18 protein-coding genes, 2 tRNA genes and 1 pseudogene are annotated in these 26,288 nt (G+C 67.0%); 5 read left to right on the top strand and 16 right to left on the bottom strand.

The window, feature by feature from the left end:
* Positions 1-67: 67 nt before the first annotated feature.
* A complete protein-coding gene (gene mutL, locus HALRU_RS02420; RefSeq protein WP_015299823.1) occupies positions 68-2,380 on the bottom strand; it encodes a DNA mismatch repair endonuclease MutL in 2,313 nt (770 codons plus the stop codon).
* Between the two features lie 177 nt (positions 2,381-2,557).
* Here mutL and HALRU_RS02425 point away from each other — a divergent pair, with 177 nt between their 5' ends.
* Complete coding sequence (locus tag HALRU_RS02425; RefSeq protein WP_015299824.1) at positions 2,558-3,457, top strand: polysaccharide deacetylase family protein; 900 nt, start codon at positions 2,558-2,560, stop codon at positions 3,455-3,457.
* 13 nt (positions 3,458-3,470) lie between these two features.
* On the opposite strand, the gene HALRU_RS02430 is transcribed toward HALRU_RS02425, so the two are convergent.
* From HALRU_RS02430 to HALRU_RS02470, 9 genes and pseudogenes are all read right to left on the bottom strand, one after another.
* Positions 3,471-4,532 (bottom strand): asparaginase, encoded by a 1,062-nt coding sequence (locus tag HALRU_RS02430; RefSeq protein WP_015299825.1) that lies wholly within the window; start codon positions 4,530-4,532, stop codon positions 3,471-3,473.
* Positions 4,533-4,621: 89 nt separating this feature from the next.
* Complete coding sequence (locus HALRU_RS02435) at positions 4,622-5,425, bottom strand: SDR family NAD(P)-dependent oxidoreductase (protein WP_015299826.1); 804 nt, start codon at positions 5,423-5,425, stop codon at positions 4,622-4,624.
* 136 nt (positions 5,426-5,561) lie between these two features.
* Positions 5,562-8,471 (bottom strand): DNA mismatch repair protein MutS, encoded by a 2,910-nt coding sequence (mutS, locus tag HALRU_RS02440; RefSeq protein WP_015299827.1) that lies wholly within the window; start codon positions 8,469-8,471, stop codon positions 5,562-5,564.
* Positions 8,472-8,562: 91 nt separating this feature from the next.
* Positions 8,563-10,533, bottom strand: a complete 1,971-nt coding sequence (locus HALRU_RS02445) for a histidine kinase N-terminal 7TM domain-containing protein (protein WP_015299828.1) — start codon at positions 10,531-10,533, stop codon at positions 8,563-8,565.
* 177 nt (positions 10,534-10,710) lie between these two features.
* Positions 10,711-12,522: a histidine kinase N-terminal 7TM domain-containing protein gene (locus HALRU_RS02450; protein ID WP_015299829.1), complete on the bottom strand. Its 1,812-nt coding sequence runs from the start codon at positions 12,520-12,522 to the stop codon at positions 10,711-10,713.
* Positions 12,523-12,707: 185 nt separating this feature from the next.
* Positions 12,708-13,037: an EMAP domain-containing protein gene (locus HALRU_RS02455; protein ID WP_015299830.1), complete on the bottom strand. Its 330-nt coding sequence runs from the start codon at positions 13,035-13,037 to the stop codon at positions 12,708-12,710.
* 114 nt (positions 13,038-13,151) lie between these two features.
* A pseudogene (gene thiD, locus HALRU_RS02460) lies at positions 13,152-14,021 on the bottom strand (bifunctional hydroxymethylpyrimidine kinase/phosphomethylpyrimidine kinase); the annotation flags it as partial.
* A 171-nt stretch (positions 14,022-14,192) separates the two neighbouring features.
* On the bottom strand, positions 14,193-15,266 hold the full coding sequence (locus HALRU_RS02465) for a pyridoxal-phosphate-dependent aminotransferase family protein (protein WP_015299832.1): 1,074 nt from the start codon (positions 15,264-15,266) through the stop codon (positions 14,193-14,195).
* 157 nt (positions 15,267-15,423) lie between these two features.
* Positions 15,424-16,368: a hypothetical protein gene (locus HALRU_RS02470; protein WP_245547771.1), complete on the bottom strand. Its 945-nt coding sequence runs from the start codon at positions 16,366-16,368 to the stop codon at positions 15,424-15,426.
* Positions 16,369-16,934: 566 nt separating this feature from the next.
* Here HALRU_RS02470 and HALRU_RS02475 point away from each other — a divergent pair.
* Positions 16,935-18,002 (top strand): hypothetical protein, encoded by a 1,068-nt coding sequence (locus HALRU_RS02475; RefSeq protein ID WP_245547772.1) that lies wholly within the window; start codon positions 16,935-16,937, stop codon positions 18,000-18,002.
* Positions 18,003-18,096: 94 nt separating this feature from the next.
* On the opposite strand, the gene HALRU_RS02480 is transcribed toward HALRU_RS02475, so the two are convergent.
* On the bottom strand, positions 18,097-19,437 hold the full coding sequence (locus HALRU_RS02480) for a bifunctional metallophosphatase/5'-nucleotidase (protein WP_015299835.1): 1,341 nt from the start codon (positions 19,435-19,437) through the stop codon (positions 18,097-18,099).
* Between the two features lie 119 nt (positions 19,438-19,556).
* Between HALRU_RS02480 and HALRU_RS02485 the strand changes: the two genes are divergently transcribed.
* The gene (locus HALRU_RS02485; RefSeq protein ID WP_015299836.1) at positions 19,557-20,867 is read left to right on the top strand and encodes a M28 family peptidase; all 1,311 of its coding nucleotides are present in this window, start codon (positions 19,557-19,559) and stop codon (positions 20,865-20,867) included.
* A 218-nt stretch (positions 20,868-21,085) separates the two neighbouring features.
* Here the strand turns inward: HALRU_RS02485 and HALRU_RS02490 are convergent.
* Positions 21,086-21,157: transfer RNA gene (locus tag HALRU_RS02490), tRNA-Thr, on the bottom strand.
* 113 nt (positions 21,158-21,270) lie between these two features.
* Positions 21,271-22,002, bottom strand: a complete 732-nt coding sequence (locus HALRU_RS02495) for a DUF7114 family protein (RefSeq protein ID WP_015299837.1) — start codon at positions 22,000-22,002, stop codon at positions 21,271-21,273.
* A 60-nt stretch (positions 22,003-22,062) separates the two neighbouring features.
* Between HALRU_RS02495 and HALRU_RS02500 the strand changes: the two genes are divergently transcribed.
* Positions 22,063-22,776 carry an enoyl-CoA hydratase/isomerase family protein gene (locus HALRU_RS02500; protein ID WP_015299838.1) on the top strand — a complete coding sequence of 238 codons (714 nt, stop codon included), beginning with the start codon at positions 22,063-22,065 and terminating at the stop codon, positions 22,774-22,776.
* 54 nt (positions 22,777-22,830) lie between these two features.
* On the opposite strand, the gene HALRU_RS02505 is transcribed toward HALRU_RS02500, so the two are convergent.
* Together HALRU_RS02505 and HALRU_RS02510 are read right to left on the bottom strand one after the other, a co-directional pair.
* Positions 22,831-23,625, bottom strand: a complete 795-nt coding sequence (locus HALRU_RS02505) for an NAD+ synthase (RefSeq protein WP_015299839.1) — start codon at positions 23,623-23,625, stop codon at positions 22,831-22,833.
* A 313-nt stretch (positions 23,626-23,938) separates the two neighbouring features.
* A complete protein-coding gene (locus HALRU_RS02510; protein ID WP_015299840.1) occupies positions 23,939-24,934 on the bottom strand; it encodes a hypothetical protein in 996 nt (331 codons plus the stop codon).
* 196 nt (positions 24,935-25,130) lie between these two features.
* On the opposite strand from HALRU_RS02510, the gene HALRU_RS02515 reads away from it, so the two are divergent.
* Positions 25,131-25,201: transfer RNA gene (locus HALRU_RS02515), tRNA-Gly, on the top strand.
* Positions 25,202-25,598: 397 nt separating this feature from the next.
* Here HALRU_RS02515 and HALRU_RS02520 read toward each other — a convergent pair.
* Complete coding sequence (locus HALRU_RS02520) at positions 25,599-26,159, bottom strand: TATA-box-binding protein (RefSeq protein WP_007699688.1); 561 nt, start codon at positions 26,157-26,159, stop codon at positions 25,599-25,601.
* Positions 26,160-26,288: the final 129 nt, after the last annotated feature.

Consider the following 26,288-nt stretch of genomic DNA (forward strand, 5'->3'; position numbering starts at 1 on the left):
GGCCGATCGTTCGGGGGCGGGCGGCTTCGGTGTGTGGGTTCGTTCGGGCCGGTCGATGTCGGGCGTTCTACCCGCCGTGGCCCGGATAATCCCGCTCGAACCGGTCTTCGATCTCCGTCTCGTCGATGTGGACGATCACGGGCCGACCGTGCGGGCAGGCGTAGGGATTCCGACAGTCGTCGAGGGCGTCGAGCAGGTCACGGACCGACCCCTCGTGCAGCGACGTGTTGCCGGTGATCGAGGGATAGCAGGCGAGGTCGCCGAGGAATTCGTCGGCCATCGCGTCGACCGTTTCGGCGCCGCTCGCGCCGTCGCCGGTCACGATCGCGGCGAGTACGTCCCGGAGCTGAGCGGGGTCGAGCGTCTCGTCGAAGACGGCCGGGACCGCGGTCACGGCGACCGTGCGTTCCTCGACGCGGTCGGCCCGGAAGCCGAGTTGGGAGAGGGCGTCGGCCACGTCGGCGAACGCGGCCGATTCGGCCGCCGTCAACTCGAGCTCGACGGGGTCGGCCAGCGCCTGTGCAGCCGGGTTCTCGGCGACGGCCTGCTGCAGTCGCTCGTAGTTCACCCGCTCGTCGGCCGCGTGCTGGTCGATCAGCGCGAGGCCGTCCGGCGTTTCGCAGACGAGGTAGGTGTCGTGGAGCTGCCCGAGGACGCGCAGCCGCGGGAGCGTCTCGTACTCGCCCTCGATCTCGGCGACGTCGCCGGTGAGCGTCCGCTGGTCGGTCGCGACGTCGAACTTGCGAGCCGGCTCGGCGAGTGATCGTGAGTCGCCCTCGGTGGTGTCAGTCGGCGGCGTCGGACCGGCGTCGATCGCCGACACGTCCGCCGATTCGTCGCTCGACCCGGCCCGCTCAGGGTCGACCGGTGCGGCGCTCTCGGTCGATGCGGCACTGTCGGGTGATTCTGTGTCGTCGGTCGCTGTCGCGTTGTCGGCCGATTCCCCGGCGTCTACTGCGCCATCGTCAGTTGTGGGTTTGACCCGCCCGCCTGTCGCCCCGTTCGCCGATTCCGGCTGTCGGCCGTCTGCCGTCGGATTCCCACTTGCCTCGTCACGTTCGTCGCCGCGGCCTCCCGCTGCAGTGACCGAATCGGGCGGGGACGCGGGGTCCTCGTGCCCTGTGGCCCGGTCTCCGTGATCGGGTACCGCATCGTCGCGTTCGCTCGCTTCCGCGGCGGGGGCTCCCCGCTCGTCCGTCCGACTCACACTGGCGTCCGTCCGGCGGGTGGGTGATTCGGGTTCCACCTGCGCTTCGTCCGGCTTCGACCGGCCGCGTGGTGCGCCCGATCGGAGGAGGCCGTGTTCGAGCAGCGCGGATTCGATGGCCGAATCGACCTGTCGACGGACGGCGTCGGCGTCGTCGAAGCGGACCTCGCGCTTGCGCGGGTGGACGTTGACGTCGACGGCCTCGCCCGGGACGGAGAGGAAGCAGACGACGAAGGGATAGCGATCGGTGCCCAGTTGCGTGCCGTAGGCGCCCACGATTCCCTCGCGGATAGCGTCGGCGGTGATCGCGCGGCCGTTGACGTACGTGGCGAGGTACTCCCGCGTCGAGCGATTGGTCTCGGGGTGGGAGACGAGGCCCGAGACGGACTCGACGGGCCCCGGCGGGAGGTCGTCACCGCTCGCCTCGACGGCGATCATCGAGGCGGCGACCTCGCGACCGTAGACGGCAAGCACTGCGGCCTGAAGGTCGCCTTGCCCAGTCGTCGCGAAGACCTCGCGGCCGTCGTGGGTCAGCGAGATCGCGACGGCCGGATTCGCGAGGGCGTAGCGCGTCACCACGCGGTTGACGTGGGCGAACTCCGTGGCCGTCGTCTTGAGGAACTTCCGACGGGCGGGCGTGTTGTAGAAGAGGTCGGTCACTTCGACCGTGGTCCCCTCGGGACAGCCGGCGGGTTCGACGTTCGTCACCGTGCCACCCTCGTAGACGAGTTCGGTACCGCCAGTACCGGGACCACCGCCTGCGGCTTCGGCCCGTCCATTCGCGCCCTCGCCGTCGGCCCCGCTCGCTCGCGGCCGACTCCGGATCCGGAGGCGTGAGACGGAGCCGATGGTGTGCAGTGCCTCGCCCCGGAAGCCGAGTGTGGTGACGCCGCCCTCCAGATCGTCCAGATCGGCGATCTTGCTGGTCGTGTGCTGGCGAACCGCGGCCCGGAGGTCGGCCTCGGACATCCCCTGCCCGTCGTCGGCGACGCGGATCAGTTCCGTCCCGCCCGACTCGACGGTGACGTCGATCCGGCTCGCGTCCGCGTCGAGACTGTTCTCGACGAGTTCCTTCACCGCGCTCGCGGGCCGCTCGACGACCTCGCCGGCGGCGATCCTGGCGACCGTGTCCTCGTCGAGCTGGTGGATGTCGGTGTCGCCGGCGTCGCTCACACCGACACCTCCACCCGGGTGTCCTTCGGCGCGCGTGCGTCGTCCATGTCGCCCGTCACTGGGTGCCCCGGCGGCAAAACACCTGCGGGCCAGCGACCGACCAGCCGGATCCCACGACTGTCATGGAAGCCGGTCCCGTGCCTCTTTAGCCATCGTCGTGGGAGGGTGTCCCGACCTATGGGTGACATCGACGTCGCGATCGGAGTGGACGCGGACTGCGTCGCCGGCTGGCTCGGTTCGTACGGCGGCGCGGATTCGCCCGCCGACCTCTCGCGTGGCCTGGCAGCCGGAAACGAGGGCATCCCGCGGATGCGGACGCTCTTTGCCGAGGAAGGAATCGACACGTCGTGGTACGTCCCCGGCCACACGCTGGAGACGTTCCGCGACGAGATCGAGGCGGTCGCCGCGGACGGCCATGAACTCGGGGTACACGGCTACTCCCACGAGAACCCCACCGACCTCTCGCGCCAACAGGAAGACGAGATCCTCGAAGTCTCGATCGAGCTGATCGAGGAGGTCACCGGTGAGGCACCCGTCGGCCACCGGGCATCGTGGTGGGAGTTCAGCGAGAACACGCCCGAACTCGTCCAGAAGCACGGATTCGACTACGATAGCAGCCTGATGGAGCGGATGTTCGAACCGGGCTGGATGCGCGAGGGAGACAGCTGGGAAAAGATCCGCTACGAAGAAGCGCCCGGGACCTGGATGACGCCCTACGAGTACGGCGAGGAGACCGACGTCGTCGAGATCCCGATCAGCTGGTACCGCGACGACATCCCGCCGATGCTGTTCATCAAGCAGCCGATCTACCACGCCGGCTACAAGGATCCCGAGATGATGTACGAACAGTACTACAAGCCTCAGTTCGACTTCCTCGCCGACCGCCGCGGTGCCGGCGTCTACACCTTCACCATCCACCCCGACATCCACGGACTCCCGCACATGATCTCGCTCCTCCAGGACTTCATTCGGTACGTGAAGGGCCACGACGATGCCACGTTCGTCACGCTGGAGACGATCGCCGAGAAGTTCCGCGACGACCCGTCGGTCTACGAGAGCGAGACCGACTACGTCTGAGGCGGTCGTTCGACTACGTTTCTCCCGTTTCTGCTGAAAGGCTGTTGTCGTCCGGAGACGGCTCTTCACGAGGACCGACGAACGCCTCGCGGAGCCATTCGCGGGTGGCCGTCGGCTCGTCGATTCCACGGTCGGCCGCTGCGGCGATCGCCAGCGAGAGTCTGAGTCTGGCCTTCCCCGCGGAGAGGTCGCCGGCGAGGATCGCCCCGTGATCGCGGAGGGTCTGTCCGCCGCCGTCACCGCCGTAGACGGGCGACGTTCGACCGGCGAGACAGCGGGACGTGACGACGACAGGAATCCCAGCTTCGATCGCCGTCGCGACCGCGTCGCCGATCGGGGCGGTCACGTTACCGAGGCCCGTCCCCTCCACGACGATGCCGTCGACGCCGCGGTCGATCGCGGCCCGGACGAGCGTGTCGTCCGCACAACTGGTGCTCGTGATCGCGACGACAGTGGCCGAGAGCGAGGTCGCGGAAATCGGGTGCGTCTCGCTCTGGGGCTGTCGACGGATCGCGACCCCGTTGCGGTCGACGACGGCGACCGGTCCACGGCCGGGAGAGCGAAACGCGCCCATTCGCGAGGTGTGGACCTTCCGAACCGCACGGGCCGAGTGGACGGTTTCGTCGAACGCGACGACGGTACCGCCGGCAGGGCGGTCGCGGAACGCCCGTGCAGTCCGGACCGCTGTCAGGAGGTTCGACGGGCCGTCCGCGCTCACCTCGTCCGGCCGCCGCTGGGCGCCCGTGAACAGGACCGGCGTCTCGGGCTGGACGGTGACGTCCGTGTAGTAGGCCGTCTCTTCCATCGTGTCCGTCCCGTGGGTGACGACGACGGCGTCGACCGACGGGTCCGCGTCGAGCTCTCGGACGCGCTCACCGATCGCTTCGAGCGATTCGGCGTCCAGCTCGTAACTCGGGACCTGGACGACGTCCTCGACGGTGAGGTCGGCCAGATCCGAAAGCGGCGGGACGGCGTCGACTAACTCCCGACCGCGTTTCGTCGGGTTCGCCCCTGTCTCACCCGCGCCGGCGGTACTCGCGATCGTGCCACCCGTCGCGAGAATGGTCACGTCCATGGGGTCAGTTGGACGACGAGCGGGGAAAAGGTAGTGCGGTGGTCTGTGTGGAGTGGTGGTCCACCTGCGGAAATTCTGGCTCGACGCGCTCAACTGTCGAGACCCAGCTCGTCGGGCGAGAAGGTATTGCCGACCGGGGGAACGCCCTTCGCGGTGATCGTCTCGCCGGTGACGAACGAGGCGGCGGGACTGACGAGGAACTGGACGATGTCGGCGATCTCCTCGGCGTGGCCGATGCGTCGGTCCGTCTCCTCGCGCGGGGGCATGTCCTCGCTCTGGACGCCGAGGGTCTCGGCGACGCCGGGCGTCTGGACCAGCCCCGGGGCGATACAGTTGACGCGGACGCCGTCGCCGGCCCACTCCGCGGCGAGCGTCTCCGTCAGTCGGATGATCGCCGCCTTCGCCGCGCCGTAGTGGCTCTCGCCGGGCGCGGCGTGCTGGCCGTTCACGCTCGAGAGGGTGACGATAACGCCGCCGTCGCCCTCGCGCATGACCTCGCCGGCGAGTTGCGAGCAGTGGACGACGCTCGTCAGGTTGAGGTCCATGATCGTCTCCCAGCCGTTCTGCGAGATGTCCTCGAACGGGGCGACGAACTCCCCGCCGGCGTTGTTCACGAGGATGTCGATATCGCCGAAGGCGTCGACGGTCTCGTCGACGAAGGCCTCGACCGACTCCCGATCGCGGACGTCACACTCGACGGCGAGCGCCTCGCCCGGCGCGTCGCTCTCCTCGATCGCGTCGGCGACCGGCCCGATCCGATCCATCGATCGCGAGCAGATCGCGACGTTCGCGCCGCCGGCCGCGAACGTCTCCGCGATCGATCGCCCGATTCCCCGACTCGCACCGGTGACGATGGCGGTTTCGCCCGCCACGCCGAAGTCAGGTTCGTGCATCGTCGGTACGTCGACGGCCCGGGCGAAAGGTGTGGCGCTTCCGGCGGGGCTGGCTGGCTCACGTGGCTCGGCGAGACGTCTCACGAGGTCGGTTCCGTCTGGGGAGACTACAGCGAGAAACCGCCGACGTCGCCGATTATTGCTCCGCGCCGTCGAGCCGGTCCTGCAGCTCCTGAATCCGCGAGGCCAGTTCGATCGGTGCCGTCCCGTTCACGTCGAGCGACGCGAGTTCGTCGAGGACGGCCTCGGTGTCGGGATCCAGCGCGGGCGGGTCCGCCGGCTGCGCGTCGGCCTGCTCGGCGCTCGCCGCGCCGCCGTCGGTGGTCGCCGCGTCGCGACTCCCGGTTTTCGCCTCCGGCCCGCCGGACGGTGGCGCACCCGACGCCGACGCGGTCTGCATGGTCCCACTCTCCAGGTCGAAGACGGCCTGGACGGGTTCCGCGGAACCGCCGCCGCGGGCCTCGATGGCCTTCTCCTCGCGCAGGCGGTCGAGGACGTCGCGGGCGCGGTCGACGACGGGGTCCGGGACGCCAGCCAGGTCGGCGACGTGGATGCCGTAGGAGCGGTCGGTCGGCCCCTCACGGATGGTTCGCAGGAAGGTCACGTCGCCGTCTCGCTCGTCCGCCGCGACGTGAACGTTCGCCACGCGCGGGAGGTGCTCGCCCAGGCTCGTCAGTTCGTGGTAGTGGGTCGCAAAGAGCGTCTTCGCGCCGACCTCGTTGTGGAGGTACTCCGTGGCCGCCCAGGCGATGGAGATCCCGTCGTACGTCGCCGTTCCCCGACCCACTTCGTCCAGGATGACCAGCGAGTCCGCCGTGGCGGCGTGGAGGATGTTCGAGAGCTCGTTCATCTCGACCATAAACGTCGAGCGCCCCTGTGCGAGTTCGTCGAGCGCGCCGACGCGGGTGAAGATGCCGTCGACGAGGCCGATCTCGGCCTCGCGGGCGGGGACGAAGCTGCCGACCTGTGCGAGCAGGACGATACAGGCCACCTGGCGCATGTAGGTGGACTTCCCGGACATGTTGGGGCCCGTCACCACGACGAAGCGGGGCTCTTCGCCGGCGTCGGCTCCCGACGAGTCCACATCCGCTCGCGATTCCGCCGCTCCGTCCGCCCGCGACTCCGCCGCTCTGTCTGTCACCGATCCGACCCGTCCCAACCTGGCGTCGTTCGGCACGAACTCGGTGGTCTGCTCGACGACGGGGTGGCGCCCCGCCTCGATATCGATCCCGTCGCCGTCGTGGAGGTCGGGACGGATCCAGCCGTTCGCGGCGGCGTGGCTCGCCAGGCTGGCGAGCGCGTCGACGGTCGCCAGCGTCCGGCCGACGTCCTGGAGGAGTTCGGCACGGTCGGCCACCCGCTCGCGCAACTCGCAGAACAGGTCGTACTCCAGGTCGTGGCGGCGTTCCTCGAGTCGGAGGATCTCGCGCTCTTTCTCGTCGAGTTCCGGCGTCGTGAATCGCTTCGAGTTCTTCAGCTGCTTGATCTCCTCGTAGTGATCTGGGACGCCGTCGGCGGCCGAGCGGCCGACCTGGATGTAGTAGCCGTCGGTCTTGTTCCGCCCGACGCTGACGTGTGAGAGGCCGTGCTGGTTCGACTCGCGATCGGCGAGCGAATCGAGCCACGCCCGCAGCGCCTCGTGGCGCTCGATCAGTTCGTCGAGTTCGTCGTCGTAGCCGTGCTGGATCACCTCGCCCTGGGTGATCGTCGAGGGCGGTTCCGCGGCGAGGGCGGCGGCGAGCGAGTCGCGCAGGGCGGCCGCCGCCTCGCGGTCGGGTTCGTCGACGATCTCGGAGAGCGGCGAGTCGGCGAGTTCGGGCGCCGACTCGATCGCCTCGGCGAGCCGGGGCAACACCGCGAAGGTGTCGCGTACCGAACACAGCGCGCGGGCGTCGGCACTGCCGTAGGTGGCGCGGCTGGCCAGGCGCGCTAAGTCGGCCGTCTCGCCGAGCGCCTCGCGGATCTCGTCTCTGGCCAGCGCGGCAGAGGCGAGGGCGGCGACGCTCTTCTGGCGGCGCTCGAGCGTGTCGAGCGAGCGACTGGGGCGTTTGAGCCACTCGGCGAGCAGCCGGGCGCCGGCGCTCGAGTCGGTGTGATCGATGGTGTCGAACAGCGACCCCTCGCGCTCGCCCTGCATCGTCTCGGTGAGTTCGAGGTTGCGCTGGGTCGTCGCGTCGAGCGTCACGTGGTCGTCGCCGTGGTGGGTCCGCAGGCGCGTCATCGAGGCGAGCACGCCCGCGGCCGTCTCCGCGACGTACGAGAGCACGGCGCCGGCCGCCGCCACCGTCGGCTCCGGCAGCGCGAGGCGATCGACGGGCTCCGCGCCGAACTGCTCGCGCACGGTGTGTGCGGCTCGTTTGGGCGCGAAGGCCTCCGCGTCGTGAAGGCTCAGTGCCGCGTCGGTGCGTTCGCGTAACGCGCCCAGAAGCTCGTCGTCGTTTCGCACCGTCGGTCCCGGCAGCACCTCGACGGGCCCGAAGCGGTAACACTCGGTCAGCACCTCGTCGACATCCGCAGCACTCGCGACGAGGAACTGGCCCGTCGTCACGTCGGCGAACGCGAGGCCGTAGGCGACGTCCGCGTCGTCTGTCGCCGAGCGGCTACTCGTGTCACCACTCGACCACTCGGCGTGCGCGCCGCTCGCACTCGAATCCAGATCGACGCTCCGGTCGGCCGCGACGATGGCGGCGAGGTACTGCGCGTCGGCGTCGCGCGTCTCGAGCAGGGTCCCTGGCGTCACCACGCGTTCGATCTCGCGGGCGTGGCCGCTCTCGGTCTCGTACTGTTCGGCGACGGCGACGCGATAGCCGCGCTCGACCAGTCCGGTGAGGTACGGCGTCAGATCGTCGTACGGCACGCCGGCCATCGGGTAGGACTGGCCCTGCGAGGACTTCGAGGTGACTTTGAGATCGAGCTCCTCGCCGACGACCTCGGCGTCGTCGCCGAAGAACTCGTAGAAGTCGCCACACTGCATCGCGAGTAGCTCCGCGTCGGTCTCGTCCTTCAGCGAGAGAAACTCTCCAACGATCCCCGTCGCCCCGGTCATACCCGATGGGTGGATGTCGACCGGGAAAACGCTGCGGGTTCGGCCCGCCTGCGTCTCACAGTCTCTCCGAATACCGCTGCGATCAAACCGATTACGACGGTGACGGGTCGCATGTGGTGTCGGTCGTCGTTCCACTCGCACCGTCAGCATCGTCCGTCCCCGAGCGATCGTGTCCGTCGCCAGCGGGTTCACCGTGTTCGGTGTCGCCGTGGTCGACGGGCGGGCTGTCTTCGAGTCCGTCGTAATAGATCTCGAAGCGTGCGCCGCCGTCGGCGGACTCGGTGACGCCGAGCGACCAGCCGTGGGCCTCGACGATCTGTCCGACGATGTCGAGACCGAGGCCCGTCCCGTCCTGGTTCGTCGTGTAGCCTGACTCCAGAACCGCGTCTCGGTCGTCCTTGGGGATTCCGACACCGTCGTCGGCGACGTAGAAGCCGGCACTCTCACCGGTTTCGGGAGCGACTGATCGCTCGGTAGCCGAAGCCGGTGGGTCGTCGATATCGATCGTCCCGACGGTGACGGTGACGTCCGGACCACCGTGTTCGACCGCGTTGCGAAACAGGTTCTCGAACACCTGGCTGAGCCGGGACTCGTCGGCGGCGACGCGGTGGTCGCCGGTCTCGACTGCGAGCGTGGCGTCGGCGGTGTCGACGCCGTTCCAGGCCCTGTTTGCGAGCACGGAGAGGTCGACGAGGCTGCGGTCAGAGACGATATCGCCGTGTCTGGCGAGGGTGAGGACGTCCTCGATGATGTGCTCCATGCGATCGAGCGAGGTCTCGATCTCGTCGAGCTCGGGATCGTCGTAGCGTTCGGCCAGGATGGAGAGATAGCCGTCGGCGACGTTGAGCGGATTTCGGAGGTCGTGACTGACGACGCTGGCGAAGCGATCGAGGCGCTCGTTCTGGCGTTCGAGTTCGCGCTCGTAGCGCTGGCGATCGGTCACGTCGCGGATGATGAGAAACTGGCCGATCCGGGTGTCGCCGTCTCGTAACGCGGTCGTCTCGACTGCGAGGTACGCCGGGGTGCCATCGGCCGTGAGACGAACCGCGGTCGAAGCGCTCCGGCTCCCGGTGTCGTCCGCGCTTGCGTCGGACGACGGCTCCAGAGGTGCTGCCCCGGTGTCGGTCTCGTCGTCCTGATTCGACGGCGTGGCTGTCGACTCGTTGGTCGTCAGCGAGAGCGGATCCGTCGCGAGCCAGTCACCGATCTCCTCGGGTAGCACGGTGGTGACATCGCGACCGAGCGCAGCGGCGACATCTCCCTGTAGGTAGGGGGCGGCCTGCGGGTTGGCGTCCACGACGCGTCCGCGTCGATCGAGGACGACGACGCCGTCGGTGATCTGCTCGACGATCGCGTCCCGGGCGATCGGCAGGAGGTCGGTCAGGCGGTACCGGAATACGGCGACGGCGAGCGCGACCGCCGCGACGGTGAACCCCATCGAACTCGGTTCGAATTCGCTGTCACTGAGGACGTAGACGATGTTACTCAGCCACGGGGCAATCGCGGCGATCATGAGCAGCGTCGACTGGCCACGGTAGAGATCGTTCGACTGCCGGATGAACCTGGCGAGGAGGGCCGTCCCGATGGCGAGCAGGCTGTAGGAGTACAGCACGTAGGCGTAGAACCCGAGGCCGTTTTCGAACACGTAGCCGACGGGCGTCGCGTCCGAGGGGACGATCTCCGTCCACAGTAGCGAGTGTGAGGTTCCGGTAAGGGCGAGTAGGTACAGGACGGCTGGGGCGGCGTAGAGTGCAGCGAGCCGGCGGCGCGTCAGTCGGTCGTCGTGGTTGGTGTAGACGATGATGAAGAGAAAGACGGTCGTCGGAACGATCGCGACGCCCAGATAGTGAACCGTCTGGGTGACGAGTATCGTCGCCTCGCGGCTATCGACGAGCATACTCGCGAAATCGCCGCCCGTCCACAGGGCGATTCCGCCGGTGAGTAACGCGAGCGCCTTCGTCTCGGCGTGGTCCGGGTTTCGAAGAGCGAGTATCGTGATGACCACGCTCGTGGCAGCCCCGAGTGCAACGGCCACCATGTACGCGGTGGCGAGAGTTGCCATCATCACGTAATTGGGTTCCGCCGATATAACACCAGTGGCCATCGATAGTCGCCCGTGTCACGTCTCTCACGCCCGTGGGCCCGTCGGAACGCCGCCATCGGTGGACCGATTCGCGGCGGCGTTTCCGGCTGGCAGTGTCATCGGTCCATCAACCGTCTCGTCGGGCCGTGCTACGAGTTACGCCGTCTGTGAGTGACGTTCGGTCGGTTCGTCATCGGCAGGTCCGTGATCGGGCTCGTAGTCGATTTCGATGCGTGCGCCGCCGTCGGCGGACTCGGTGACGGCGAGCGACCAGCCGTGGGCTTGCACGATCTGCGAAACGATGTCGAGTCCGAGGCCAGTGCCGTCCTGATTCGTCGTGTAGCCCGCTTCGAGAATTGCGTCCCGGTCACTTTCTGGAATCCCGACGCCGTCGTCGGCGACGTAGAAACCGTCGGCTTGCGTGGATGCTGCCTCGGTCGGTTCGACGGTCGCACTCGACCCCGACCTTCCGACCGTTTCCCCCTCGACCGTTCCGACCGTGACGGTGACGTCCCGTCCACCGTGTTCGACGGCGTCCTGCCGAGTGGACGAGGCAGGGCTCGTCGAGCCGTGCTCGACGGCGTTGCGAAACAGGTTCTCGAGCGCCTGGGTAAGCCTGGATTCGTCGGCAGAGATGCGGTGGTCGTTCGTCTCGATTCGAAGCGTCGCCTCCCCCGTGTCGACGCCGTTCCAGGCCACAGTGGCCAGCGTCCCCAGATCGATGTACGTCCGGTCGTCGACGACGTCGCCGTGTCTGGCGAGGGTGAGGACGTCCTCGATGATGTGCTCCATACGAGCGAGCGAGGTTTCGATCTCGTCGAGCTCGGGATCGTCGTAGCGTTCTGCGAGGATGGAGCGGTAGCCATCGGCGACGTTGAGGGGATTCCGGAGATCGTGGCTGACGACGCTCGCGAACCGGTCGAGGCGTTCGTTCTGGCGTTCGAGTTCGCGTTCGTAACGCCGTTGTTCGGTGACATCGCGGACGATCAGGAGGCTGCCAAGGGGCCGACCGTCACTGTCCGTGATCGCTGTCTCGTCGATGGCAAGATATCGGTTGCGTTCGGTGTCCTGAACAGTGACTTCGTCGCACCCATCGGCTCGACCCCGATCCGTAACCGGGTCGGGTAACGCGTTGCTGGCGTCGCGACCGACGATGGAATCGTCGACACCGAGCAGGGAAACGGCCTGTGGATTGGCGTCGATAATTCGTCCCTGATTATCCAGGACGACGACGCCGTCCTCGATGGCGTCGACGATCGTCTCGCGGGCGATCGGCATTACATCGACGAATCGATAGCGGAGGATCGCGACGGCGAACGCGGCGGCGGTGACGGTGAACGCCAGCGAACTTGGATCGAAGTCAGTCATGCCGATTACGAAAACCGTGCTGGCGGTCCAGGGTGCGAGGATGGCCACGGCCAGGGCGGCGGCCTGGCCCCGATAGATCGTCTTCGAACGGGCGTAGAACTGGCCGACCAAGAGTGCCGCCGCGGCAGTGAGCGAGTAGGCGTACACCGTATACGCGTAGAACGCCGGCCCGTGGTCGAACGCGATGCCGATCGGGGTCTCTGGGGCCGCGTAGACCTCACGCCAGAGGAGCGTGTGTGAGCCGTGTGTGAACACGACGGCGATCATGAGGCCGGTTGCGAGTACGAGTCCCGTTCGGACCCAGTCGGTCAGAAACCGCGTTCGGCCGGTGTACCGAACGACGAGAACGAACATTGCCGTCGGCGTGAGCGCGGCGCCAATCCAGAGGAACTGGACCCAGCGGGTACTCCCCGACACCGTCGTCGCCAGCGTCGCCCCCAGATCGCCGAGCAACCAGATCGTAATCGAGCTCGCAGTAACCGCGAGGGCCGTTGCACCATCGGTCTCTCGATTCCTGAGTGCCAGAATCGCCACCGAGAGCGTGACCACGACGCCGGCCACGAGCAGGACGAACCAGACCCGATGGAACAACGGGGTCATCTGAGATACTTGAGACGCCAGCCCTAAATTGCCACCGGCCGGGTTCGATTGCTTCCAGTGCTCTCCGCTTCGTATGGCGAGGGCAGTAGTCGTGCTACCCGCCCTCGGGTCAATTGATTCTTGAGCGGTTCGGTGTCAACAGCTGTTCCGGCCTGACGATTGCCGGTCCGTATCCGCCGTCGCGGTCAGTACAGCGCCGCCCCCGGCGAAACACCGAACCCGTCGTCCGGGCTCACGAGGATGGGGTAGCCCTCGTTACTTGGGACGCCGACGGTCAGTGCTTCGGACTCGAACCCGGCGATCCGAACCGACCCCAGGTTCGTCGCACAGAGCACCCGCCGGCCGACGAGGTCGTCCGGGTCGTAGTGATAGTCGAGCTGGGCCGCAGACTGGATCTCCTCGTCGCCGAGGTCGATCCACAGTTTCGTCATCGCGTCCTTGTTCGTCTCGGGGAACGACTCGGCGTCGGCGACCTCGCCGACGCGGAACTCGGTGTCGAACGGACTCTCGACCATGCAACCGGATTCGCCGGCGACAATAAAAAGTTCTCGCGCGACCGAAGCCCGGCAGCCGACGTGCCGGTGAAGGAGCGAACTCGGAACAGCCGGTCGAACCGCTCACTCCACGGTTCGTCGATCCGCCTGCGGATTGACCGCGCCGGGCCCCGTTCCGACCTCGTAGTGACTCTCGATGGCGCGGGCGACGAAGTCCGTGGCGCCGCCGACGGCGTCGACGAGGTCGTCTCCGCGAGCCAGTCGGGCGGCGATCGCGGCCGAGAGGGTGCAGCCGGAGCCATGCGTCGCCTCGGTGTCGACGCGTTCGTGCTCGAACGTGGCGACGAACGCGCCGTCGACGAACTCGCCGGCCCTTTCCGTGGTGGCGTCCGTCGCGTCACGGTCCGCCACCGCGTTCGGCTCGGCGACGAGGACGTCCCGTATCGTCTCGCCCGGGACGTGTCCGCCCTTCACCAGCGCGGCGTCGACCCCCGTCTCCAGGAGCCGACGGCCGGCGTCCTCCGCGCGGTCGACACCGGTAATCTCGACGTCGGTGAGAACCGCTGCTTCGTCCACGTTCGGTGTGACGACGGTCGCCTCGGCAAGCAGTGATTCGTACGCGGCCTCTGCGTCGCGGTCGAGCAGTCGATCACCCGACGTGGCAACCATGACCGGGTCGACCACGACCGGGAACGAAGCGTCCCTGACCCGATCGGCGACGAGCGAGACGAGATCGGCGCTGGCGAGCATCCCCGTCTTCGCGGCCCCGACGTCGAAGTCGCCGACGACGGCGTCGATCTGGGCGGCGACCTCGGAACGGGGAAGGGTGTACGAGGAGTCCACGCCGCGCGTGTGCTGGGCCGTCACGGCCGTAATCGCCGACGTGCCGAAGACGTCGTGGGCCGCGAACGTCGACAGATCCGCCTGGATTCCCGCTCCGCCGCCGGAGTCGCTACCGGCGATGGTGAGGGCGACTGGCCGAGCGTCGGGTTGTGGCGGTCGCATACGGATGTCTACCGGCCGGTGGTACAAATCCGTGGTGGATCGGAGTCAGAAGCTGTGGCTCGAACAGAGGGCTCTCTCTCTCTCTCTCTCTCTCTCTCGAAGTACGAGCGGAGCAGTCTGATCACCGCCGATCGACCGGCGGCGTGACGGCGCCGGACGGCACCCGGACTACTAGTGAGAGCCGTCGAGAACGGCTTCGACGGCGTCCATCGCGCGATCGACCTTCTCGACGTCGGCGTTGTACCCCATGTGGCCGACGCGAAGGATGTCGTCCGCCATCTCGCCGAGTCCGGTCGCCAGTACGACGTCCTCGTCCGCTGCGACCCGTCGCTGCACGCGAGCAGCATCGCCTGGGAGCGAGAACGCGGTGACCGTGGGAGACGCCCGTTCGGCGTCGGGATAGAGATCGAGACCGAGTTCGGCGCCCCGTTCCCGGCAGCGTTCGGCGGCCGCCTCGTGGCGTGCGTAGACGCCCTCGACACCCTCGTCGAGCACGAGGTCCACCGCCGCGTCGAGAGCGGCTACGTTTGCGTCGAGGTGCGTGTAGGGAAAGCCGTCGGAGACGTCGCGCCACGGGAGGAAGTTCGTGTACAGCGAGGTGGGTTCACGCGACTCCATGTGCTCCCACGCACGATCGCTGATCGCGGCGGTCGTCAGCCCCGGCGGCGCGGAGAAACACTTCTGGGACCCGCCGAGACAGACGTCGATCCGCTCGGTCGGAACGGACGTCCCGCCGAGTGAGGAGACGGCGTCGACCACCGAGAGTACGTCGTACTCGTCGAGGAGGTCGAGCACCGGCTCGAGGTCGTTGAGTGTCCCGGTCGGCGTCTCACAGTGGACCATCGTCGCTAGCCCGAACGGCTCGCCGGCCGCCGCGGCGTCTTCTAGCGCCGTTTCGACCGCGTCGAGGTCGTAGCCGTCGTCGAACGGTCCACTGACGAGTTCGGGGTCGCCGTCGTAGGACTCGACGAAGTCGGCAAACCCGTCGCCGTAGAGCCCATTCGAGACGCAGAGGACGCGGTCGCCCGGGTCGACCAGCGACGCGATCGCTGCTTCGAGCCCAAGGATCCCCTCGCCGCCGAGGACCACCACGTCGTGGTCAGTGTCGTACACGCGGGCCAGCTTGGCGCAGAGGTCGCGGTACCGGTCGCGAAACGCCGGATCGAGGTCCGGATTCGGCTGCGGCTCGGCCATCGCTTCCCTGACGGACGGCGGCACGGCGGTCGGCCCTGGCGTGAACAGCATACCTCGTTCTGGATCGTGCTCCCAGTAGCCGGTTTCGGTCCGCTTGCAGGCCTCTCGATCGATTGCCAGCAGGAATCGGCGTACCGCGATCGTGAGGGAGGCCGCCTGGCCCCGTCGTCCACTGACCGAGAGTCCGTGGCGACCGACCCCCGTGACGTCACATCGCGCCGATCTTCGGCACGTCACCGGTGTCGATCGCGGATTCGATCACCAGCAACTGTCCATCGACCGTGATTGCGACCGACTCGTGATCGGGGGCCGGTCTGTGCCGATGGGCGTCGAGGTAGTCCTCGCCGGCCTCCGTCGTCGCGTCCGCCGCTGTCTCGAACAAGATTGCCTCGGTCGCGGTCGTCTCGGCACCGTCGACTGCGTAGCCCTCGCTCTTTGCAATCGCGCCCTCGATATCCATGAGCCCCAGGCCGGGCGCTCCATCGGTGATCTTGATGACGTCGCCGTCAGGGAGTGCGTCGACGAGGCGGCCAAACGGTTCGTGCTCGTCCGCGTACCGGGACGCGTCGCCGGCCGCCGCGTCGATGGTGCGCTCTAGCGTCTCGACCGGCCGGTCCGCCGAGGTCTGTACCCAGGTCGTCTGGTCGAAGGCGACGGCATCGTTGTCGCCCTCGTACACGTCCAGTCCGCCGTACTCGCTGCGGTGGGTCAACTCGTCGCTCGTGACGAGCCGCCCCAGGTGGCTCGTCTCGAACGACCCTCGTGCGACGATCGTCGTGCCGCCGTCCCACCCGTAATCCGCGGTCGCGATCATCGAGATGGGGTCCCACGTGGTACCTTCCGGCAACGAGCCAGTGAGGTAATAGTGCATCTGGTCGGCCAACTCCGTCAGCGTGGGTGGTAATTCGTCCCGATACGGACCGAGCCGACTCGGTGTGAACGCTTCGACGTCGTACGCATCGACGCCGACGGCGCCCGGTGGGAGAAGCCAGTCACTCACCACCTGTCCGCTCTGCCGGGTGAGTTCGTAGCGCTCTCCGTTCGCGTCCGCAGCGGTGTCTGATTCGGCAGGCTCGGCATCGTTGGCTCCGTCATCGCCTTCGGTTCCCTCCCCACTGTCCCCCAGTATGTCCAGGCACCCAGCGAGGCCCACACACCCCACAGCGATCCCTGTCTGTAACAGCGTTCGACGATCCATTTACCCGATTCTGTATTTCAAATTACAGCAGATAACGATTTCGACCACGTCGGAACTCGGCAGTTCCTCCGAGTGGCGCTTTCTCGTCCTGAACCGCCTGATTCACCCTTCGACGCCAAGTCTACTGGGTCCGATTCCAGTCCTCAGGCGACTCTCGGCCACGAATGGGAGCAGCTGATGCAACTGTGCCGTTCGTCGTATCGGTCTTGGTGTGGGCCGTTGCGTGTCGTGTTCCCCCGCGAGTCGTGTTCCACCCCGTTTTCCCGCATCGAACGCGGGGTAGCCGTTAATTGCTACCTCTGGCCGCCAGTGACGGGGCTATCGATAAGAAATTATATAACGTATCAGCAGCGACGACTTGTATGGAAATTCACAATTTGCGGCGTGACGTCCTGACTGGTGGAGCGATCGGATTGTCGGCGATATTCGCGGGGTCTGTGAGTGCGAACGGTAGCGGAAAAGACGGTCGGTCGCACGGGGCGACCGTTCAGCTCGACGATCAACGTTCGAGTGGTGGCTCGGTGACGATCGAGACGTTGCGCACGAAGAAGGCGAGTACCCTGTACCTCCTGACGGACGCGTTCGACGTTCTCGCAGAGCGGAAACTGTCCGCGAACGTACGGCGTGGGTCGCACTCGATCGAACTGCGTCGGTCGCTCACCGAGAGTCAGGAGATCACCGCACTCCTGATCGAGCGGCCTGGGACATTGGCTGCAGGAGACGCGGCAACCATCTCGCTCGGCGATGCTGACTCCACACTCACGGTTCGCGACCAGTCGGGAACCGGCGCGTCGGTCGACATCTCACAGCTTCGAACGGACGTCGACGCGTCGCTGTTCGTTTTCGACGCCACCGGTCGGCAGATCGGTGGGAGTGGCGTCAGGTTCGTCGGCGGCACGGAAATCGACTCGCTGACCGTTCCGCTCGAATCGCCACTCGAGGGGAGCCAGTCCGTTCGTGTGGTTCTCTACGAGTCGAACGGCGGCCCGATCGCCGAGACGACGGCGTTCCTGCGGGTCGAGGACGCCGGCCCTGCGACACTGACGGTCGAAGAACAGACGTCCGATGGCTCGTCGATCGACGTCTCGCACCTGTGGACGGCGGTCGACTCGTCCCTGTTCGTCTTCGACGAGTCTGGCGATGTCGTCGGCGGAAGCGGCGTAACGTTCGAGGCGGGCGAGGAGGTAACGGACCGTTCCGTCGACCTCGACGAGCCACTCGAGTCGACGCAAGAGGTGACCGTGACGCTGTACGAGTCGAATGGCGGACCGATCGTGAGTGAAACGGTGACCGTCGAGGTCTCGGACATCGGGTCAGCATCGATCACGTTCGACGATCAAACGTCGGACGGTACGACCGTCGAGATCGCTTCGCTGCGTACGCCGGTCGATTCGTCGCTGTTCGTCTTCGACGAGGCACATAACGTGATCGGTGGGAGCGGCGTGACGTTCGACGCCGGTGACGAGGTAACGAATCAGTCCGTGGCTCTCGACGAACCGCTCGAATCGACGCAGGCGGTGACCGTGACGCTCTACGAATCCAACGGTGGCCCAATCGCGACAGAGACGGCCTCCGTGACCGTCGAGTAAGGAGCTGTGGAAACGCGACTACAGGGTCTCGTCCGTCGGTCGCGTCACGTCGATCTCGCCGACGTCGCCATCGAGTCAGCGCTCTCGCCGGCCCTCACCGGATCGCGTTCCCGCCGGCCGGTTCGTCGATGCGGTTCGCGACGCGTGTCAGTACGTGTTCGTGCTGGGGGCCTCGCGACTCGACGCGTGTATCCGCCTCGAGTTCGGGAACGGCGTCGACGACGGTGAGGTAGCTCATACAGCCGAGGCGGTAGTCACTCTCTGGGTCGATTCGCGCCCCGTCGATACACACCGTGCCGTCTGCTCTCAATTCGAGGCCGGCGGCGATCAGGCCACCGTGGGTCGCATCCAGCGGGTCCGCACATCGCTCTGCCACGGCCCGAAGCGTCTCGCCCGGGAGGCGGTGCACGTCGAGTTTCGATCCGAAGGGAACGATCCCGACGACGTCACCCCGGGTGACCCGACCCGGGAGCCCGTCACGGACGGACGCGGCCGCGACGAGGCCGACGTCGGCGTCGCCGCCGACGCGATACGCAGTCGCGACGAGTTCGGCCGCCTCGATGTGGTCGAGTGGGTCCGGCAACCGACCCAGCCGGCTGGTTAGCCCCAGGTCGGTAGCAAGCTCTCGATAGGTCGATTCGACGGACTCGGAGCGCGGCGCCTCGTCGATCGAGCGCGTGACGGCCTCGATCGAGCCGGCGTGGTCGGTGGGTGACCCGCCGAGTTCGACGAGCTGATAGACGCCGGCCTGGGCACCCTCCGTTCGCGAGACGAGCGTGTCGCCGATCCGCTCGCGGACCGCGTCGTGATCGTGTCCACCGAGGACGGCGTCCACGTCGGTTTCGGCGGCGATCCGTTCGTCGATCGGCCCCGCGTGCGAGAGGACGACCACCCAGTCGGCACCCCGGTCGCGGAGCCGTTTTGCCTCGATTCGAACGGCATCTACGGGGTCCGTGATCGTCACGTCCAGCTCCAGCCCGCTCAGTTCGACGGTCTCCGGGTGGACGACGCCGATCAGCCCGATTCGGTGTCCGCCGGCGGAGACGACGGTGCTCGATTCGAGGCCGTCCCATCGATCGGTCTCGTCGGACTGTGTGGTGTCCTCGAGCGACGTCGGTCCCTCGACGTTCGCGGCGAGGTGCGTCGCTGCCGTCGATCGAGCCCACTCGGCGGCCTCGCTGGCCCCGTGGTCGAACTCGTGGTTGCCGAGCGTGTCCGCGTCGAGGGCAATGCGATCGTAAAACGGACGGGCGATTGCGCGACCGTCGTCGCTCTCGAACGCGAGCGCCCCGAGTGCGCTCGTGTCGCCGGATCCCACGACGAAGGTTCGGTCGTCCCGGACCCGGTCGATCGCGCCGGCGAGCCGGCCGAGCCGTTCGGGATCGTCGTAGATGGTCTCGAGATCCGCGAGGTGGAGGAGTCTCGGTGCCGTCATCGTCGTCACGGTTTCGACGGCGTTGGCAAGTGGCTACCGATCAGGCGAGACTGTGGTGGCGGTCGCCCGCGTGCCGGAACCCGAACCCTTAGGCCCACACCCGCGTCACGAACTCACACATGACAGCGTGGATCGCGGAGACCTACACGAGTGACGCCGGCTGGTCGTTGCTGGAAGACTTGGTCGACATCGGCAATCGGATGGCGGGGAGCGAGGGTGAGCGCGAGGGCGCCGAACTGACCCGGGACGCACTCGAGGCGGTGGGAGCGCGAAACGCCCGAATCGAGGCGTTCGACATCCAGGGCTGGACGCGTGGATCGAGCACGGTGGAAGCGGATGGAATCGAACAGGACTGTATCGCCCTCCCCCGGAGTCCGTCCGGCACGGTGACCGCGGAACTCGTCGACGTCGGCTACGGCCGTCCCGAGGACTTCGCGAACGCCGACCTCGACGGGAAGGTGGCGATGGCGCGGAGCGACGTCCCCGACTCGTTCGACCGGTACATCCACCGTCGGGAGAAGTACTATCACGCCGTCGAGGCGGGCGCCGCCGCCTTCCTCTACCGGAATCACGTCGAGGGTTGCTTGCCGCCGACCGGAAGCGTCGGGACACCAGCGGACCCCATCGGCGACGTTCCGGCGCTCGGGATCAGTTCGGAAGTCGGTTCGCGGCTCGCTCGTCGATTCGACGGGACAGCGGTGACCGTCGCCGTCGAGGCCGACATCCACGACGCGACGAGTCAGAACGTCCACGCCGAACTCGGGCCCGACACCGACGAGCGCGTCCTCGTGACGAGTCACGTCGACGCCCACGACATCGCCGAGGGGGCGATGGACAACGCCGCCGGCACGGCGATGGTCGTCGAGATCGCCAGGGCGCTCGCCACGCGCGACGACGAACTCGACACCCGGGTGGAGTTCGTCGCGTTCGGCTCCGAGGAGATCGGCCTCGTCGGGTCGTCGGTCGACGCCGAGCGGCGTGACCACGACACGGTGAAGGCGATCCTCAACAGCGACGGCGTCACCAGAGGCCGGAATCTCGCGGTCTATCCGAACGGGTTCGACGAACTGGCCGACCTGGCCGAGGACGTCTGCGAGCAATTTTCCCACCCGGCCTCGGTCGATCCCACGCCCCAGCCCCACAGCGACCACTGGCCGTACGTCCAGTGGGGCGTCCCCGGCTACATGATGATGAGCGAGACGGGCGACAGCGGCCGCGGCTGGGGCCACACCTTCGCCGACACGTTCGAGAAACTCGACCGGCGAAACCACCGCGAACAGGCGATCATCCTCACGGAACTCGCCGTCTCGCTCGCCGACGACGGGTTCGCGGTCGGACACCGCGAGTCGAGTTCCATCGCCGACGACCTGGAAGACGCGAACCTCGCCGAAGGGATGAAGATCATCGGCGACTGGCCGTACGACGCCTGATCGGTCGTTCCGCCGCCTTTTCGTTCGCGCTCACCGCCACCGTCGCCATCACCGTGGCGGCTCGCGGCGAGGGGATCGAATCGCCGCAAACACCCTCACAAATTTACCATTCTCGGCCCGTCTTTCGGGTATGGACTCCATGGAGTCGGTCCCCTGGGAGGACAATTTTTCTAGAAAGGATGTTATTGTAAGAAGAACGTGGCCGGCTCGTCGTCCCAAGCCTGAGGCGGGATTTGAACCCGCGCTCTCGTCCTTACCAAGGACGCGCTTTACCGCTAAGCTACCCAGGCGCGCAAGTCAGTGTTGCTTGGAGGTAGGTAAATCCGTTTCGATCCCGAGCGCCGCGGCGTCGTGTGGTTTGGTCACACTCGTGAGCGACTAATCCAGCGAGTACGTCCCCGGACTACTCGATGCCTTCGGTGACGTGATCCGCGGCGCCGCCGTCGCTGGCGAGGCCGTCGACCGTCGTGGCGTCGCTCGCGTGCAGCCAGCGCTCTGCGGGCGGGAACGTGGTGTCGGCTCGATCGGCGAGGGTGGCCGCGAGGTCGGAAAGCGCCGGTGACGGGGGTTTGGCGACGGCCGCGGCGCCTGTCTCGACGGCCAGCTCGAGGACGTCGCGTTCGAGGCGGGCGTCGATCGCGTCGGGGTCGGCGGCGTCGCGACGAGTCGTCTGGTCGCGACCGAACGCCTGGATCGTCTCGACGGCGCGATCGGCGGCGTCGGTACGTGACAGGAGCGAGAAGCCGCGAGCGACGAGAACGTCGGCGGCGACGATCGCGAGGTCCGCGTCGGCATCCGCTTCGGCAGTGACATCGGTGTCCGCGTGGGTATCGGCATCGTCGCCTGCGTGGGTATCGACGCCAGCGTCGACCTCGGCGTCGGACCACGGCGTCTCGTGGGCCAGCTCACGGGTGAGCGCCAGTCCGTCGTAGATCAGTTGGGTGCCCGCGGCGAGTTCACGGACGGCTGCGGGGTCGGTGCTCGGATCGGCCGCGAGCGCACTCTCGACCGTGAGAACGGCAGGCGTGAGCGCGTTCGCGTCGATCTCGTCGTAAAGCCGACGTCGCAGGGGCGGTGGCGACACGTCGGCCACCGCCTCGCGGACAGTTCGTCGGCACCGGGCGACCCGATCCATCATCCAGCCGTTGCGCCGGCGGACGCAAAGACCTTTGGAAAGTGCCCACAGGATCGACGTATGATCGAAACTGCCGAAGCCGATACGGGGGTGGTGCGGGTCGTCCTGAACCGACCGACGGCGCGCAACGCGCTCACACCCGCGGGGCTTGAGGACCTCGCGAGCACCATCGAAGCGGCCGACGAACGCGAGGCCGTCGCCGTCGTCGCCCTCCAGGGAGCCGGCGAGGCGTTCTGCGCCGGTGCGGATCTCGACGCGGTCGCCGAACTCGACCGCGAGACGGGCGCGGACTTCGCCCGGTTGGGCCAGCGCGTCGCGCGGACGATCGAAGACTGCGAGACGCCCGTCGTCGCCGCGATCGACGGCCCGGCGATGGGCGGCGGCCTCGAGCTCGCGCTGGCCTGTGACCTCCGAGTGGCGACACCGCGCTCGACGTTCGGCGAACCCGGCGTCACCTTCGGTCTCTTCGGCGCCTGGGGCGGAACCGTCCGACTCCCACGCATCGTCGGCGACGGAAACGCCATGGATCTCGCGCTGTCCGGGCGAACGATCGACGCCGAGACGGCCCGCCGGATGGGGTTGGTCAGCCGCATCGTCGACGATCCGATGGCGGTCGCGACGACGCTGGCCGAGAATCCGCTGGAGACGATGGCGATCCTCGCCGACCGCATTCGAGATCGTGACACTCTCTCCACGCAAGAACAGCGAGAAGCAGTTGCGTTCGGCGAGTCCGTCGAGCGCCACCGGGACGACGTTCGAGCGCTTCGCGAGTGACGGCGAAGACGTGAGCCTGCTTCTCCCTGGCGTTCCAGGTATCCGACAATCGTCTCACTCGATCGGCCTGGGTGCCGGCGGCGCCGATCGCTTGTGTTCGTTCGCTTCGTACAGCGCGCGAACGTGTTCGACCGTCTCTTCGTCGACGTCGAGCTCGCGCGCCGTCGCCGCGATCGAGAGGGGGCCGTCGACGTGGGTCGCCAGGATGGCGTCGAGCGTGTCGTAGGTGAGTCCTAGTTCTTCCTCGTCTGTCTGGCCGGCCCAGAGTTCGGCGGTCGGGGTCTTCTCGACGAGATCGTCCGGGACGCCGACGTGACTGGCGAGCTGGCGCACCTGGGCCTTGTAGAGGTTCCCGATCGGGTGGCAGTCGACGGCGCCGTCGCCGTACTTGGTGAAGTAGCCGACGGCGGCCTCACTGCGATTGCCGGTACCCAACACCAGCCGATTCTCGTGGTTTGCGACGAGGTAGTTGAACACCGCTCGCACGCGAGCGCGAGCGTTGCCGACCGCCCGATGGTCGCCCTCGGCTTCGGGATAGGCCGAGAGAAGGTCGTCCACGACGGGTTCGACTTCGAAGACGTCGTAGGGCAGCTCCAGGTCCTGGGCGACGCGTTCGGCGTCGCTCATGTGCTCGTCGGCGCTGACGCGGGCGGGCAAGACGAGCCCGTGGACGTTCTCGGATCCCAGTGCCTCCGTCGCCAGGTACGCGGTCAGTGTGCTGTCGATCCCACCGGAGAGGCCGAGGACGGCGCCGTCGACGCCCGCGGCGTCGACCTGATCGCGAACGAAATCGACGATGTGTTCGCGCCACGTCTCGAGTTCGTCCGCGGCGAATCGAAGATCGATCATGGCCGCTCATTACCCGGCAGCGACCAAATAGCCTCGGTCAGTGCGAAATCCGTGGACGAATGACCGATAAGGAACCGGATCTCGGTAATTCGACAGTGAACGTTCAAGTTACGGTGGGTTCAGCCACATTCGTCAAGCAACGGCTCAGGACGTCACGTGATCCGAGGTGGACCGGAGCCGCCGTCCACTCACCTCGGTACAGCAGTGAAGGGTACCCACCGCCGAATTTGGTACTCTTGTTTCGCTCCGAACACCGGGACTAAGGTGGAACGCAACGCTGGTGGCCCGGACACACGAGCGAAATGATGAGCGATCAATCGTCGGCGCCATCGTTGGCCGTCACGTGAATCTCCCGGGTCACCGCATCGTCCGCACACGCCACACGGATCGGGAACGTGACGTCCCGCTCGACGGGGTAGGTCGCGTAGCCGAGTTCGATCGTCGTCGACTCGTTCCAGTCCAGCGTTACTGACTGGCTGTCGACCACCTCGTCGCCGACGACGAGGCGGATGTCCTGCGTGTTCGGTCCGACCATCATCATGTCGCCGACGTTCGCGACCGAGACCGTCGCCGTGAATCGGTCGCCGGCGGCCACAGGGGCGTTGGTCTCGACGAGTTCGAGCGCGAACGGCTGGCGGACGGATGGCCCGTCGCTGGTGGCCCCCTCGCCGAGTCGACCATCCGCACAGATGGGGTACGCCACGGTCGGATACCCGTACTGGATCCAGTGGGGTGCCTCGTCAATCGAGAGCGTCGTCGTGTCCGATTCGCCCTCGATCTCGTGGATGTCGACGACGGTGTAGTTTCGTCCCTCGACCCAGACGAGGCGCTCCAGGTCGCCCGCGTCGTCGAGCGCGTCCGCGACGATCTCCACGGAATCGGCGACGCCGATCGTCTCGTCGGGGCCGGGCCTCGTCGACAGCGAGTCGATCCGCGGGGGGTCGCGGCCGTCTTCGGCCGCCGTCACTGCCCATTCGACGGTTGTCCCGTCGTGACTGGCGCGTATCGTGTACGAGCCTGGTTCCTCGAACCGGGCAGACCTGGTGGCGTTTCCGGTCGCGTACGACAGGTCGAGGAGGGGACCGCCGGACAGGTCACCGAGTTCCCAATCGACGTCGGCCGGGTCGATATCGTCCGAGACGGCGACCTCGAACAACATCGCCGAGTCCGGTGTCACGGTGACCTCCTCCGACGAACCCACCCGTTCGATCGACTGCAACGGAGGTGCCCCGGCGCGGTCCGAGCCGACCGCGCCGGCGCCGCCGATCCCCACAGCACCGATACAGGAGAGATAGTCTCTACGACGCATGACCCCGTCTCCAACGCGCAGCATCAATGGTGTTCGCAGTCGACAGGTAGCCTGACGGTCACGCCGCCGGACCGATCGTCGCGGAAGCGGTTCGTTCAAGAGGGATGACCGCCATACGTCGACGTGGGAGCGCGCCGGTGGTGAGCGAATCCGTCGGATTTGCAAACCTCGGGGCACGAGGAACGAAGTGACGTGTGCGCCGGTGGTCCAGTGGTAGGACATTAGCTTCCCAAGCTAATAGCCCGGGTTCAATTCCCGGCCGGCGCATCCTGCGACGAACGAATGTGAGGAGCGGATGCGCTATCGAGGGAATTGAAGTACGGGAGACGCAGCGCGAACAGCGTGAGCGACCGTCTTCAGGTGGTTCAATTCCCGGCCGGCGCACTTTTGCGAGGAACGACGGTGACGAGCAAATGCGTTACAATGGGAATTGAATGAGACCAGTCGCAGCCCGCACAGCGAAGCGAGCAGGAACGTCTGGGCGTGGTTCAATTCCCGGCCGGCCCACGTTTGCAAGTCTCTGACTCGGTTCACCCGCGAAGGCTCGTGAGAACGGTGTTCTCACGGTAACCGGACGAGGGGTGAGGCCAGCCGAGACCCAGCGGCCAGCAGTGTCGAGCGGAAGAGAAGGATCTCGGGCGCACTGTGCCGACCGTCGAGGGGCCTACTCGAGCAGGCCGAGGTCCTCGAGCCGGGAGACGATCTTGTCGACGGCGTGTTCGGCGTCGACGGGTCGCTTCCCGCCGGTGATGACGAGCTTGCCGGAGCCGAACAGCAGCGCGACGACTTCTGGCTCGTCGAGGCGGTAGACGAGGCCGGGGAACTGCTCGGGTTCGTACTCGATGTTCTCGAGGCCCAGCCCGATCGCGATCGCGTTCAGGTTGAGGTTGCGCCCGAGGTCGGCCGAGGTGACGATGTTCTGGACGACGATTTCGGGGTCCTCGTTGACCTGAATCTGGAGTTCGCGCAGCTTGTCGAAGACGATGCGCAGACTCTCGTGGACGTCGTCGGTGCTCTTGGCGCCGGTGCAGACGATCTTCCCGGAGCGGAAGATGAGTGCAGCGGACTTGGGATTCTGGGTGCGGTAGACGAGACCGGGGAACTGCTCGGGGTCGTAGTCGGCCCCCTCGAGGTCCATCGCGACGCTCTGGAGGTCGAGTTCCTGCCCGATACCGGTCGACGCCACCACGTTCTCGATGTTGATGGTGTCCTTCGGATCCGTCATTGGTCGCTTAAAAAGACGTATTTAACCTTTATAAAGGTTGGTACCGCCCACTGATTAGTCAGCGTTGGCGACCGAATTCGAAAAGCGAGGATCGGACCGACAGCCGCTATCGCGGCGGTTTCGGCGGGT

The sequence above is a fragment of the Halovivax ruber XH-70 genome (assembly GCF_000328525.1).
In the GTDB taxonomy this organism is placed as follows: Archaea; Halobacteriota; Halobacteria; order Halobacteriales; family Natrialbaceae; genus Halovivax; species Halovivax ruber.

Coding starts and splice junctions, on each gene's coding strand:
- HALRU_RS02495 (WP_015299837.1), bottom strand. CDS start 22,002: ATGGATCGGGTCGCCCGGTGCCGACGAACTGTCCGCGAGGCGGTGGCC.
- HALRU_RS02505 (WP_015299839.1), bottom strand. CDS start 23,625: ATGATCGATCTTCGATTCGCCGCGGACGAACTCGAGACGTGGCGCGAA.
- HALRU_RS02520 (WP_007699688.1), bottom strand. CDS start 26,159: ATGACGGATCCGAAGGACACCATCAACATCGAGAACGTGGTGGCGTCG.
- HALRU_RS02425 (WP_015299824.1), top strand. CDS start 2,558: ATGGGTGACATCGACGTCGCGATCGGAGTGGACGCGGACTGCGTCGCC.
- HALRU_RS02450 (WP_015299829.1), bottom strand. CDS start 12,522: ATGACCCCGTTGTTCCATCGGGTCTGGTTCGTCCTGCTCGTGGCCGGC.
- HALRU_RS02510 (WP_015299840.1), bottom strand. CDS start 24,934: ATGCGTCGTAGAGACTATCTCTCCTGTATCGGTGCTGTGGGGATCGGC.
- HALRU_RS02485 (WP_015299836.1), top strand. CDS start 19,557: ATGACAGCGTGGATCGCGGAGACCTACACGAGTGACGCCGGCTGGTCG.
- HALRU_RS02430 (WP_015299825.1), bottom strand. CDS start 4,532: ATGGACGTGACCATTCTCGCGACGGGTGGCACGATCGCGAGTACCGCC.
- HALRU_RS02445 (WP_015299828.1), bottom strand. CDS start 10,533: ATGGCAACTCTCGCCACCGCGTACATGGTGGCCGTTGCACTCGGGGCT.
- HALRU_RS02465 (WP_015299832.1), bottom strand. CDS start 15,266: ATGCTGTTCACGCCAGGGCCGACCGCCGTGCCGCCGTCCGTCAGGGAA.
- HALRU_RS02480 (WP_015299835.1), bottom strand. CDS start 19,437: ATGACGGCACCGAGACTCCTCCACCTCGCGGATCTCGAGACCATCTAC.
- mutS (WP_015299827.1), bottom strand. CDS start 8,471: ATGACCGGGGCGACGGGGATCGTTGGAGAGTTTCTCTCGCTGAAGGAC.
- HALRU_RS02500 (WP_015299838.1), top strand. CDS start 22,063: ATGATCGAAACTGCCGAAGCCGATACGGGGGTGGTGCGGGTCGTCCTG.
- HALRU_RS02435 (WP_015299826.1), bottom strand. CDS start 5,425: ATGCACGAACCTGACTTCGGCGTGGCGGGCGAAACCGCCATCGTCACC.
- HALRU_RS02455 (WP_015299830.1), bottom strand. CDS start 13,037: ATGGTCGAGAGTCCGTTCGACACCGAGTTCCGCGTCGGCGAGGTCGCC.